We start from the raw sequence: 12,834 nt of genomic DNA, 5'->3' as shown, positions 1-12,834 counted from the left end.
TCCGGGGCTTGGGGAAGCGCCGAGTCCGGAATGACAGCGCTGGCAAATAGGACTTAAGTCTCGACCAAGCCCTTGGTCGAGCCGCTGGCGGTGGAATCCTTGCGGCCGTGAGGCAGCGCCAGATAGGATTCCGAGCTCATTTCGATCAGGCGCGACGCGGTGCGCTTGAACTCGTTGGCCTCGTTGCCCTCATTGGCAAGATAGAGCGAGATCGGGTTGGCATCGGCGGAGGCCATCAGCTTCACGGCATTGTCATACAGCGTGTCGATCAACGTAATGAAACGCTTGGCGGCGTTGCGCTGGGAGAAATCCATCACTGGAATATGGTCGACCAGGATGGTGTGATAGTCGTGCGCCAGCCTGAGATAGTCGGATGCCCCGAGCGGCTTGTCGCAGAGATCGGCGAACGTGAAGCGCGCCACGCCGTGGGCCGAGCACGGCACGTGCAGGATGCGGCCCTTGATCGAAATATCGCGCGACTTGCATTTGGCGCCGCCTGACATCTTCGACCAGGCGCGGTCGAGCGCGGCGTCCGCCTCGGTGTCTGCCGGCGTCAGCCACATCGGTACGCCCTGAAGTTTTTCCAGCCGGAAGTCGGTGCGCGCGTCGAGCCGCAGCACGTCCATGTGGTCGGTGATCTGCCTGATGAAGGGCAGAAACAGCGAACGGTTCAGGCCGCCCTTGTAGAGGTCGTCAGGCGCGACGTTGGAGGTCGCGACCACCACGGTGCCGAGCTCCAGCAGCTTTGCGAACAGGCGGCCCAAGATCATCGCGTCCGCGATGTCGGTGACGTGGAATTCGTCGAAACAGAGCAGCCAGCTCTCCTCGAAAATCGCATGCGCGGTCAGCGCGATGACGTCGCCGTCGCCAATCTCGCCGCGCGCGATGCCCTGGCGATAATCGTAGATGCGCTCGTGCACCTCGGCCATGAATTCGTGGAAATGGGCGCGCCTCTTGTGCTCGACTGTCGAGTGCTGGAAGAACAGATCCATCAGCATGGTCTTGCCGCGGCCGACCTCGCCATGGACGTAGAGCCCGTGCGGCGCCTCGTCCTTGTCGCTGCTGAACAGGCGGCTGAGCAGGCCCTGCTTGCGCGGCGGCTTGTAATCGGCGAGCCGCTGGTCGAGCGCGGCATAGGCGTCGGCGATTTCAGCCTGCGCAGCGTCGGGCTCGATCGCGCCGGACGCGATCTGGGCCTGATAGGCCTCGCGGAATGAGGAACTGGGGGTCGAGAGCATGCTCTTTACCGCCAGAGATGAGCGGAAATTGCAAGCCGTGAATTGGGGCGGGGCGCCATGCATTCCGTGTCCCGGACGCGCTGCGGCACGCAGTGACGCTGCGCAGAGCCGGGACCGACTGTTTCGTACAGGACCGTTCGTCTATCGCCGCGTAATGGGCCCCGGCTCTGCAGCGCACCGCTTCGCGCTGCGCAGCGTCCGGGGCACGAGAGCTTCGCTACTCACACAGCTCGTAGGCGTCCTCGACCACATACGGGCCGCCGCCGGTTGAGGCGCGGGACGAGAACAAAACAAAACGTTCGGCCGTGAATGCCTTGCTGGGAAAATAGCCACGCAGCGAGAGATAATCGGCGACGTCACGGTCGGTGGCGTCGTGCAGCCGGGCCAGCGTGACATGCGGGATGAACTTGCGGCCTTCCGGGTCGAGGCCGATCCGCTGCATCAGGCGCTCGAGCTCGGCCTGCAATTCCATCAGCGGCTTGCTCGGCACGATGGTGGCGACCACCGCGCGCGGCTTGCGTCCGCCGAAACTCTGCAAACCCTGCACCTTCACCTCGAACGGCTTACGGTCGACGCGAAACAGCATCGAGGCGATTTCGTTGGCGGACATGCCATCGATATTGCCGATGAAGCGCAGGGTGACATGGTAATTTTCGGGATCGATCCAGCGGGCGCCGGGAAGGCCGCCCCGCAAATTGGAAAGCGACTGGCCAATCTCGGCCGGAATTTCCAGACCAGTGAACAAACGCGGCATCGTTTCGCACTCCCGATGCTTGGGCATGATCCCAGGGCAAGATCATATCCAAATTTTAGAGCCGGCGACGAATCACCGGTACCCTAATTCCTATCGCAGTTGTGTGACCCTGCGAAGCATCGCGCGCCTTACTCCGGTAAAACCCTGGGAATTACGGTTAGCGCTGCCTGGTTTTCAACGCCGTTGCTCAGCGATGGTGCCAAGGAATGCCTCAACCGTAGGCAAGATATTCTTGACGATGATATCGACGCCGGCCGCGGTCGGATGAATGCCGTCGGCCTGGTTGAGCTTGGCATCGGCCGCGACACCATCGAGAAAAAACGGATAGAGCGGCACGCCGAATTTTTTCGCCAGATCCGGATAAATCGAATTGAAGCGCGCAGCATAATCCGCGCCGTAATTCGGCGGCGCCAGCATGCCGCACAGCATCACCGCGATCTTGCGCGCCTTGAGGCGCTGGACGATCTCGGTCAGCGCGGTGCGGGTCAAATCGGGATCGATGCCGCGCAACGCATCATTGGCGCCGAGCTCGATGATCACACCGTCGGTTCCGTCAGGGACCGACCAGTCGAGCCGGTCACGGCCCCCCGAGGAGGTGTCGCCGGATACCCCGGCATTGGTCATGCCGACCTCTATGCCTTTGTCTTGTAAAGCTTTTTGAAGCTTTGTGGGGAACGCTTCCTGGGCCGGGAGGCCAAGACCCGCGCTCAGGGAATCGCCGAGAACCACCAGCTTGATCGGTTTCGCCGCCTCAGCCCATGCCGGATTTGCGACGGTCATCAAAGCGAACATCAACACGGCTATGTGCATGAACAATCCGTAACGCCTCTCGACCGCGCGGGCGGAGTTGCCATATGACCGGACCATGGACACTCGCATCTCTTCCTCTTCGCTCGCCGACAGTTCGGCCGACACCATCGCCATCTCCAACGTCAATCTGTCATTGGGTACGGGCGCGGCACGCGTTCACATCCTCAAGGATATCAGCTTGCGCGTGGGCCGGAGCGAGACGATCGGCCTGATCGGCCCGTCAGGTTCGGGCAAATCCACGCTGCTGATGGTGATGGCGGGGCTGGAGCGTCCTGATAGCGGAGAGGTGGTGGTCAACGGCACGCCTTTCAATGCCCTCGACGAGGACGCACTGGCCCGCTTCCGCGGCCGCCAGGTCGGCATCGTCTTCCAGTCCTTCCATCTGATCCCGACCATGACCGCGCTGGAGAATGTCGCGGTGCCGCTCGAGCTTGCGGGCAATCCCGACGCCGCAAAGCGCGCGGCGCAGGAGCTGCAATCGGTCGGGCTCGGCGACCGTCTGCATCATTATCCGACCCAACTCTCCGGCGGCGAGCAGCAGCGCGTGGCGCTGGCCCGCGCACTGGCACCCGATCCAGCGATCCTCGTCGCCGACGAGCCGACCGGCAATCTCGACGAAGCCACGGGACAACAGATCGTCGACCTCCTGTTCAGCAAGCATGCCGAGCGCGGCATGACGCTGGTGCTGGTCACGCACGATTCTTCGCTCGCGCAGCGCTGCGATCGCGTGATCCGCCTCCGTTCGGGGCGCATCGACACGCAGTCGGCGCCGGCATGAGTGCTGCTGCCGCACCGTTTGCGAAGCCCAACGGCGTCGCGCTGTCGCTGCGTTACGCGCTGCGCGAATTGCGCGGCGGCCTGCGCGGCTTCTACGTCTTCATTGCCTGCATCGCGCTCGGCGTGATGGCCATCGCTGGCGTCGGCTCGGTCTCGGCGAGCCTGAGCGACGGCCTCGCCCGCGAAGGCCGTACGCTGCTCGGCGGCGACGTGTCGTTCGTCCTGTTTCAGCGCGAGGCGAAGCCGGAGGAAGTCGCCTTCCTGCGTTCGCGCGGCACCGTCTCGAGCGCCGCCACACTGCGCGGCATGGCGCGCTCGGCCGAGGGCAAGCTGGCCCTGGTCGAGATGAAGGCGGTCGACGACACCTATCCGATGCTGGGCCAGCTGACGCTGGCGCCGCCGCTGCCGATGTCCGAGTTGCTCGCGGAGCGCGACGGCGCGTTCGGCGCGGCCGCCGATCCGACACTGCTGGCGCGGCTGTTGCTCAAGACCGGCGATCGCGTCACCGTCGGGGCTGCGACGTTCCAGATCCGCAGCGCCGTCGAAGCCGAGCCCGACAAGCTCGCAGGCGGCATCGGCTTCGGCCCGCGCTTCCTGATCAGCGAAGCGGGCCTGCGCGCGACAGGGCTCGTCCAACCCGGCAGCCTGGTGCGCTGGGTCTATCGTGTGAAGCTGCCGGAGATCGCCAACAACGAGCGCGCCACCGACGCCTTCATCGCGGACGCCCGCAACGCCGCGCCGCAGGCCGGCTGGGAGGTCCGCAGCCGCTCCAATGCCTCGCCGCAGCTCGAGCGCAACATCAACCGCTTCACGCAGTTCCTGACGCTGGTCGGCCTCGCCGCGCTGCTGGTCGGCGGCGTCGGCGTTGCCAATGCCGTCAAGGCCCATATCGACCACAAGCTCGAGGTGATCGCGGCCTTCAAGGCCGTCGGCGCCACCGGGCGCGACGTGTTCGGCATCTATCTCGCCCAGGTTCTCCTGCTCGCCGCGATCGGCTCAGTGATCGGCCTCGCACTAGGCGCCGCCATGCCGTTCGCGATCGTCGGCCTATTCGGCAAGCTGCTGCCCCTGCCGGTGGTGCCGGCGGTGCATGCCGACGAGCTCGCGCTGTCGTTCGTCTACGGGCTGCTCACGGCGCTTGCCTTCGGCCTGTGGCCGCTCGGCCGGGTGCACGATGTGCCGGTGGCGGCGCTGTTCCGCGACACCATCAGCTCCGAATGGCATCGGCCACGCTGGAGCTATCTCGTCTTCATGGCCGTCGTGATCGCGCTGCTCATCGCGGTCGTGATCGGGCTGTCCTTCGACAAGCGCATCGCCGCGGTGTTCGTGGCCTCCTCCGTGGTCGTGTTCGCGCTGCTCCGCGGCGTTGCCGCCCTGCTGATGACCATCGCGCGGCGGCTGCCGCGCACGCGATGGCCGATGCTGCGACTTGCGATTGCCAACATCCACCGGCCGGGCGCGCTGACGCCCTCGGTCGTGCTGTCGCTCGGGCTCGGGCTCGCCGTGCTCGTCACCATCACCCAGATCGACGGCAATCTGCGCCGGCAGTTCCTGGCGGCGCTGCCCGAGCACGCGCCATCGTTCTTCTTCATCGACATTCCGAGCACGCAGGCCGAGCAGTTCGACACATACCTGCGCCAGATCGCCCCTGGCGCGAAAGTCGACGACGTGCCGATGCTGCGCGGACGGATCGTCGGAGCCCGTGGTGTCCGCGCCGAGGAGCTCAAGCCCAGCACCGATTCCGAGTGGGTGCTGCAGAGCGACCGCGGCCTGACCTATACCGCCGAGCTGCCGAAGGGCTCCAAGGTGGTCGAGGGCGAGTGGTGGAGCGCCGATTATTCCGGCCCGCCGCTGGTTTCGATGGAGAAGAAGATCGCGGACGGACTCGGCCTCAAGGTCGGCGACGAGGTCGTGGTCAATATCCTCGGCCGCGACATCCCCGCGAAGATCAGCAATCTGCGCAGCATCGACTGGCAGGGCCTCGGCATCAATTTCGTCCTCGTGTTCTCGCCGAACGCATTCAAGGGCGCGCCGCACACCCACATCGCGACGCTGACGGAAGCCGGCGGCGATGCGGCCGGCGACGGCAAGATCATCAAGGAGGTCGCTGACGCCTATCCGATGGTGACGAGCGTGCGCGTGCGCGAGGTGATGGAGACGGTCGGCTCGGTCGTGACCAACCTGGCGCTGGCGATCCGCGGCGCCAGCGCGGTGACCCTGATCTCGGCGATCCTGGTGCTCGGCGGCGCGCTCGCCGCCGGCCATCGCCACCGGGTCTACGATGCGGTGATCCTCAAGACCCTGGGCGCGACCCGGCTGCGGCTGCTCGGCGCCTATGCGCTCGAATACCTCCTGATCGGGCTTGCCACCGCGGTCTTCGGCGTTTTCGCCGGCAGCGTCGCGGCCTGGATGATCGTGACCCGGCTGATGACCCTCACTTTCGTCTGGCAGGGCGGCAGCGCAGCCGGCGTGGTCGCGGCTGCCTTGGTCGTCACGGTCGGCCTCGGGCTCGCCGGCACCCTGCTGGCGTTGAACAAAAAGCCCGCCACGGTGTTGCGGAATTTGTGACAAATGGTAGCGGGCGGCGGCACGGGAGCGAAATCGCACGATTCCAGCGATTAACCACGTCCGCTCGTCTGGATTGCAGGTAAGGGCGACATTCAGCCGCGCGTGGACGGTTGCAGCGAATGTGTTAGTTTCCCACATATCGAATGGGTTCGGAGCCCCGATTGTTAGCCAAAATTTAGTCGGCAGACATCGGTATCCGAGATAGAATTTGACGAACCGGCGGCATGGCGACCCTCATGCCGGACCGGACCAACCAACGGGAATTCGACCATGTCGGACCTAGACCGCAATTACGCTTCTCCTTTCGGCAGGGCCGCCGGGCGTGTTGACGCCGCGACGGTCGATGCCGGCCTGCGCGCCTACATGCTGCGCATCTACAACTACATGAGCATCGGCCTGGCCATCACCGGCCTTGCCGCCCTCGGCGTCTACATGGCCGCCGTGACGGACGTTCCGACCCCGGAAGCCGTGCGGGTCGGCAAGCTGTTCCTGACGCCGTTCGGCTACGCGATGTTCGTCAGCCCCCTGAAGTGGCTGTTCATGCTCGCGCCGCTCGCCATGGTGTTCGTGATCTCGGCAGGCATCAACCGGCTCGCTCCTTCGACCGCCCAGATCCTGTTCTGGGTGTTCGCGGCACTGATGGGCGTCTCGCTGTCCTCGATCTTCCTGGTGTTCACGCACACCTCGATCGTCCGGGTGTTCTTCATCACCGCGGCGACTTTCGGCGCGCTCAGCCTCTACGGTTACACCACCAAGCGTGACATGAGCGGAATGGGTTCGTTCCTGTTCATGGGCCTGATCGGCATCGTCATCGCGAGCCTGGTGAACCTGTTCCTGGCGAGCTCGGTGCTGCAGTTCGTCGTGTCGGTGGTCGGCGTGCTGGTGTTCGCGGGCCTCACCGCCTGGGATACCCAGCGGCTGAAGAACGACTACATCTACGGTTACGCTTCGGCCGGCGGTGACATCGCAGAGCGTGCGGCCATCACCGGCGCGCTGTCGCTGTACCTGAACTTCATCAACTTGTTCACGCTGCTCCTGCAGCTCCTCGGCCAGCGCGACTAAGCGCCAGCCCAGAGTGGACGACAGCAACCCCCGGCCGAGAGGCCGGGGTTTTTGTTTGGGGCGAGCCTCTCAACACCCACCGTCATTGCGAGCGCAGCGAAGCAATCCAGAGTCCCTCCGCTGGTGCATTTCTGGATTGCTTCGTCGCAAGGGCTCCTCGCAAGGACGGAGTATGAGGAAGCACGGTTGCCTCTTCCAGCCGCCCCGGGAAGGCTCTAATCTTGCGGCATGTCCGCACCCGATATCAGGCCCACCACCGAGGCCGACCTCCCCGCCATCACGGCCATCTATCGGCAGGCTGTCCGCGAGGGCACCGCGACGTTCGAGCTGGAGCCGCCCGACCTTGCCGAGATGACGCGCCGCTACCGCACGCTGATCGATGGCGGCTACCCCTATTTCGTCGCCATCCTCGACGGGCGCGTCGCCGGCTACGCCTATGCCGGTGCCTACCGGCCCCGCCCGGCCTACCGCTTCACGGTCGAGAACTCGATCTATCTCGATCCATCCTTCCACCGCCGCGGCATCGGGGCGCTCCTGCTGGAGCGGCTGATCGTCGAATGCGAGGCACGCGGCTTCCGTCAGATGATCGCGGTAATCGGGGATTCCACCAATGCCGGCTCGATCGGCGTGCACACCAGGGCCGGCTTCAAAATGATCGGCACGCATCCCAGCGTCGGGCTGAAATTCGGCCGCTGGCTGGACACGGTAATGATGCAGCGGAGCCTCGGCGAGGGCGCCAAGAGCGTGCCGGGGAAGTAAGGCCCGTAGCCCGGGTGAGCGAAGCGATACCCGGGAACGCTGCAAGCAAAGACCCGGATGTCGCTACGCTCGCCCGGGCTACTGGATCCCTGCTACACCACCGCCAATTTGCGATCGATCACCAGGAGCACGCGCTCCAGTTCGTGGCCGCGGCGCAGGATCAAGCCCGTCGCCGAGATCACGCTGTACATGCCCTGCTTGCGCGCGAGGCGCGGATCCTTCTCGATACGATAGATCGGCACTTCCGAGGCGCGGCGAAAGACCGAGAACACAGCGCGATCCCTGAGGAAGTCGATGGCATAGTCGCGCCACTCGCCTTCGGCAACCATCCGGCCGTAGAGATTGAGAATACGGTGCAGCTCGAGCCGGTTGAACGTCACGCGGCTCAGTTGCGCATTCGAAGCGGCGGGGCGCGCTGCCGCACGCTGTTCGCTCGGATCGGTGTCCTCCGACAGACTCATAGGCCGCCTCCTGTCGCATCAGCATGACCGCGTCCGCGAAGACCGTCCCTCGACCGCGGATCATGACGGTTGCATGATCGCGCCAACTGTTCCCCACCGCAAGGGCCCTTAGAAGGACCTTGGAATCGGAGCCAATCCGCCCACACGCAGCGGTGGAACTCTGTCGCGGCAAACCGTCACGGGATCGTTAGCAGGAATCATAGTGTCGCCGCTTTTCCGCCAAGCGACTGCCGCCCTGCGTTGCGAAAAGACCTATGTGCGTTGACCCGGTCCTTTCGGTTCCGGATTCCTCAGCCCCCAGCCCCCCGGGGCCGTCAGGATCGGGTCTGTTCGCACGACAAGGAGGGCCAACGCGAGTTGGTCCTTTTTTGTTTGAGTCGATTTGTTTGGGTCGGGATGTTTCTGCCTCGACGGATATCTCAGCATCTCAGCAAAAACCCTTTCCCCTCATCCTGAGGAGCCGCGAAGCGGCGTCTCGAAGGATCGAGGCCGAGCTGCCTCAGCAGGGCCTGCATGGTTCGAGACGGCGCTGACGCGCCTCCTCACCATGAGGATTGAGAGTGTGCTTGAGTCGGACGATTCGAAGTGCGCGTCAGTGCAGCGACGTGTACGCCGCGCCCAGCATCGGGCCCGGTCTCTCCCGGCTGCCGTCCTGGACATAGACCACGGCACCGTCGACGCCGTCACGCGTGAGGTTCTCGATCGGCACCGTCCAGCTTTCCGGGCGGCCGGTCCAGTCGCCGACCTTCAGCAGGTTGCGCACCACGTTGTGATAGATCACTTGCTGTCCGCGATTTTCGCCGCGGCTGATCGCGATCGGCACCGACTTCGCAATCGAGCAGATCCAGACCTCGCCGTGGGACGCCGTCGGCTCCTTGCTCGCGGCCACCGAGACGTTGATCTGCTTGCCCGCGAGCGACATCGTCACCGGCACGCTCATCACACCAGTGCCCGTCTCGGTTTTGCCGATGGCGCTTTCGATGCCGGTGCGGTCGCTGCCGACGACATGCGTGGAGCCGTTGACCACGACCTGCGGCGTGTAGACTTCGCGGTCGCCGCGCATGCGCGAATAGGCACGCTGCCGTGCAGAGAAGCGCGAATCGGCCAATGTGTCCTTCCAGCCGAGATAGTCCCAATAGTCGATCGGCATGCTCAGCGCGATGATCGAGGGATCGCGGGCGAGGTCGCCGATGATCTTGTCGGCCGGCGGGCAGGAGGAGCAGCCCTGCGAGGTAAACAATTCGACAACGGCGCGAGGATCAGCCTCGGCAGGGCGGATGACGGCGACGATTGCACAGAGACCAAGAGCTCCCGACCAGAGGGCACCGGACCAGCGTGAAACCAGATGAGAAGCCGTCATTGTTGTCATGTCGAACGCCGCACACCATTGCTCGTGAGAGGGAAATCTTACCGCCGGATGGTCACCGTAATCTTACGGGCCTCACACATTTGTTGTCCGTCCAAGAACCGTACAAGGGGAGGTTCTGTGCCGGGCGGGCCCATCTGAAGCCTGCCGCAAACGCGTGAAGGCGGCCTTGTGATAGGCCGCCTTCGTGTAACCTACTACTCACTTCGCAGTGAGCCACCGTTCACAAATCCGCGCTTACGCCGCGAGCTTGCGTAGCACGTAGTGCAGGATGCCGCCGTTGCGGTAGTATTCGAGTTCGTCCAGCGTATCGATGCGGCAGAGCAGCGAAACGCGCTGCAGCGAACCGTCGCCGGAGACAATCTCCGCGGTCAGCTTCTGGCGCGGCTTGAGGTCGCCAACGAGGCCGCGCAGCGTGACCTTCTCGTCGCCCTTCAGACCGAGCGACGACCAGGAGGTGCCGTCCTCGAAGGTCAGGGGCAGCACGCCCATACCGACCAAATTGGAGCGGTGGATGCGCTCGAAGCTCTGGCAGATCACGGCGCGCACGCCGAGCAGACGGGTGCCCTTCGCGGCCCAGTCGCGCGAGGAGCCGTTGCCGTATTCGGCGCCGGCGAACACCACCAGCGGCACCTGCTCCTGCTGGTATTTCATCGCGGCATCGTAGATCGACATCTGCTCGCCGTCGGGCCAGTGCTTGGTGAGACCGCCTTCCGGAATATTGCCGTCGGCGCCCTTCAGCATGAAGTTCTTGATGCGGATATTGGCGAAGGTGCCGCGCATCATGACTTCGTGGTTGCCGCGCCGCGTGCCGTACTGGTTGAAGTCGGCCGGACGCACCTGGTGCTCGCTGAGATATTTGCCGGCGGGCGAGGTGAGCTTGATCGAACCGGCCGGCGAGATGTGGTCGGTGGTGATCTTGTCGCCGAACATGGCGAGGATGCGGGCCTCGACGATGTCGGTGACCGGCTCCGGCTCCTTCTTCATGCCTTCGAAATAGGGCGGGTTCTGCACATAGGTCGAACTCATGTTCCAGCGATAGGTTTCGCTCTCGACCGTCTTGATCTTGCGCCAGTTGGTGTCGCCCTTGAACACGTCGGCATACTTCTTCTTGAAGATCGACGCGGTCACGAACTTCTTCATGAAGGCGTTGATCTCCTTGGTCGTCGGCCAGATGTCCTTGAGGTAAACCGGCTTGCCGTCCTTGCCTTCACCGAGCGGCTCGACGGCGAGGTTCTTGGTGACGGTGCCCGCGAGCGCGTGGGCGACCACGAGCGGCGGCGAAGCCAGATAGTTCGCCTGCACGTCCGGCGAGACGCGGCCTTCGAAGTTGCGATTGCCGGAGAGCACCGCAGCCGCGACGATGCCGTTGTCGTTGATCGACTTCGAGATCTCCTCGGGCAGCGGACCGGAATTACCGATGCAGGTGGTGCAGCCGAAACCGACCAGGTTGAAGCCGACCTTGTCGAGATCGGCCTGGAGACCGGAATCGGCGAGATAGGCCGCCACCACCTGGCTGCCCGGGGCGAGCGAGGTCTTCACCCACGGCTTTGCCTTGAGGCCCTTCGCGGCGGCGTTGCGCGCCAGAAGACCGGCGCCGATCAGCACGCTCGGGTTCGAGGTGTTGGTGCAGGAGGTGATCGCGGCGATCACGACGTCGCCATGGCCGATGTCGAAGTTCTTGCCGTCGACGGCGAAGCGCTTCCCCGGCTCCTCGGCCTTCTTGTATTCGCTGGCGAGCGCGAGCGAAAAGCCCTCGGCCACGGACGGCAGCGCAATGCGGCCTTCGGGGCGCTTCGGGCCGGCCATCGAGGGCACGACATCACCGAGGTCGAGCGTCAGCGTTTCCGTGAACACCGGATCGGGCGACTTGGCGGTACGGAACAGCCCTTGCGCCTTCGCATAGGCCTGCACCAGCGCGACGCGCGCCGAGGCGCGGCCGGAGGTCTTGAGATAATCCAGTGCGGCGGCATCGACCGGGAAGAAGCCGCAGGTCGCGCCATATTCGGGCGCCATGTTGGCGATGGTTGCCTTGTCTGCGACCGAGAGATGGTCGAGGCCGGGGCCGAAGAACTCCACGAACTTGCCGACGACGCCGAGCTTGCGCAGCATCTGCGTCACCGTCAGCACGAGGTCGGTCGCGGTGACGCCTTCCTTCATCGCGCCCTTCAGCTTGAAGCCGACGACGTTGGGCAGCAGCATCGACAGCGGCTGGCCGAGCATGCAGGCTTCCGCCTCGATGCCGCCGACACCCCAGCCGAGCACGGCAAGGCCGTTGACCATGGTGGTGTGGGAATCGGTGCCAACCAGCGAGTCGGGATACGCGACCTCGAAGGTGCCGGTCTTCTTGCCGACCGTCATCTTCTCCTTCTTGGTCCACACCGTCTGGGAGAGATATTCGAGATTGACCTGGTGGCAGATGCCGGTGCCGGGCGGCACGACGGAGAAGTTCGAGAACGCCTTCTGGCCCCATTTCAGGAACTCGTAGCGCTCCTGGTTCTGCTTGTATTCCTCGGTGACGTTCTTGCCGAAGGCCTTGTTGTCCCCGAAGAAGTTCACGATCACGGAGTGGTCGATGACGAGATCGACCGGCACCAGCGGATTGATCTTCTCGGCGTCGCCCCCGAGCTTCTGCATCGCGTTGCGCATCGCGGCGAGATCGACCACGGCGGGCACGCCGGTGAAGTCCTGCATCAGCACGCGCGCGGGGCGGAAGGCGATCTCATGCTCCAGCGACTTCTTGCGCAGCCACTTCGACACCGCGACGATGTCTTCCTTCTTGACCGAGCGGCCGTCCTCGTTGCGGAGCAGGTTCTCGAGCAAAACCTTCATCGAGTAGGGGAGTTTCGAAATTCCCTTCAGACCATTCTTCTCGGCCGTGGGCAGGCTGTAATAGACATAGGTCTTGGCGCCGACCTTGAGGGTCTTTTTGCATTTGAAGCTGTCGAGCGAGGTCATGTAGGAAATCCCAATTGTCAGTTATACCCGGCAGGGTATTTTAACACCGTCGGCGTAGGCAGGCTGAGTCACTTGCAGGGG

At 64.2% G+C, this 12,834-nt stretch carries 10 protein-coding genes; 4 read left to right on the top strand and 6 right to left on the bottom strand.

From position 1 onward, the window contains the following. Positions 1 to 53: 53 nt before the first annotated feature. The 3 genes from zapE to BcanWU425_RS01855 all read right to left on the bottom strand — a co-directional run bounded on the left by zapE (position 54) and on the right by BcanWU425_RS01855 (position 2,802). Positions 54 to 1,238: a cell division protein ZapE gene (gene zapE / locus BcanWU425_RS01865; protein WP_085348694.1), complete on the bottom strand. Its 1,185-nt coding sequence runs from the start codon at positions 1,236 to 1,238 to the stop codon at positions 54 to 56. Positions 1,239 to 1,455: 217 nt separating this feature from the next. Beyond that, positions 1,456 to 1,992 carry an RNA 2',3'-cyclic phosphodiesterase gene (gene thpR / locus BcanWU425_RS01860; protein ID WP_007598862.1) on the bottom strand — a complete coding sequence of 179 codons (537 nt, stop codon included), beginning with the start codon at positions 1,990 to 1,992 and terminating at the stop codon, positions 1,456 to 1,458. 174 nt (positions 1,993 to 2,166) lie between these two features. Further along, complete coding sequence (locus tag BcanWU425_RS01855) at positions 2,167 to 2,802, bottom strand: arylesterase (protein ID WP_026233885.1); 636 nt, start codon at positions 2,800 to 2,802, stop codon at positions 2,167 to 2,169. 55 nt (positions 2,803 to 2,857) lie between these two features. Between BcanWU425_RS01855 and BcanWU425_RS01850 the strand changes: the two genes are divergently transcribed. The 4 genes from BcanWU425_RS01850 (at position 2,858) to BcanWU425_RS01835 (ending at position 7,968) form a co-directional block, all read left to right on the top strand. Beyond that, positions 2,858 to 3,580 carry an ABC transporter ATP-binding protein gene (locus BcanWU425_RS01850; protein ID WP_018459825.1) on the top strand — a complete coding sequence of 241 codons (723 nt, stop codon included), beginning with the start codon at positions 2,858 to 2,860 and terminating at the stop codon, positions 3,578 to 3,580. Next, complete coding sequence (locus tag BcanWU425_RS01845) at positions 3,577 to 6,147, top strand: ABC transporter permease (RefSeq protein ID WP_204512861.1); 2,571 nt, start codon at positions 3,577 to 3,579, stop codon at positions 6,145 to 6,147. The genes BcanWU425_RS01850 and BcanWU425_RS01845 overlap by 4 nt, the downstream gene beginning before the upstream one ends. A gap of 270 nt (positions 6,148 to 6,417) precedes the next feature. Further along, a complete protein-coding gene (locus BcanWU425_RS01840) occupies positions 6,418 to 7,209 on the top strand; it encodes a Bax inhibitor-1/YccA family protein (protein ID WP_007598855.1) in 792 nt (263 codons plus the stop codon). 228 nt (positions 7,210 to 7,437) lie between these two features. Beyond that, positions 7,438 to 7,968, top strand: coding sequence for a GNAT family N-acetyltransferase (locus tag BcanWU425_RS01835; protein ID WP_018459823.1), 531 nt, complete (start codon positions 7,438 to 7,440; stop codon positions 7,966 to 7,968). A gap of 92 nt (positions 7,969 to 8,060) precedes the next feature. Here BcanWU425_RS01835 and BcanWU425_RS01830 read toward each other — a convergent pair whose 3' ends face one another. From BcanWU425_RS01830 to acnA, 3 genes are all read right to left on the bottom strand, one after another. Next, positions 8,061 to 8,429: a DUF2794 domain-containing protein gene (locus BcanWU425_RS01830; protein WP_018459822.1), complete on the bottom strand. Its 369-nt coding sequence runs from the start codon at positions 8,427 to 8,429 to the stop codon at positions 8,061 to 8,063. 592 nt (positions 8,430 to 9,021) lie between these two features. Next, a complete protein-coding gene (locus tag BcanWU425_RS01825; protein ID WP_085348698.1) occupies positions 9,022 to 9,798 on the bottom strand; it encodes a DUF1223 domain-containing protein in 777 nt (258 codons plus the stop codon). Positions 9,799 to 10,032: 234 nt separating this feature from the next. Then, entirely contained in the window at positions 10,033 to 12,753 is a 2,721-nt protein-coding gene (acnA, locus tag BcanWU425_RS01820) for an aconitate hydratase AcnA (protein ID WP_018459820.1), read from the bottom strand. Between the last annotated feature and the right edge of the window lie 81 nt (positions 12,754 to 12,834).

The organism is Bradyrhizobium sp. WU425 (assembly GCF_021052305.1).
GTDB classification, from domain to species: Bacteria; Pseudomonadota; Alphaproteobacteria; order Rhizobiales; family Xanthobacteraceae; genus Bradyrhizobium; species Bradyrhizobium canariense_D.
The sequence above is the reverse complement of the archived record's forward strand: the minus strand, read 5'-3'. Positions and strand labels throughout refer to the sequence as shown.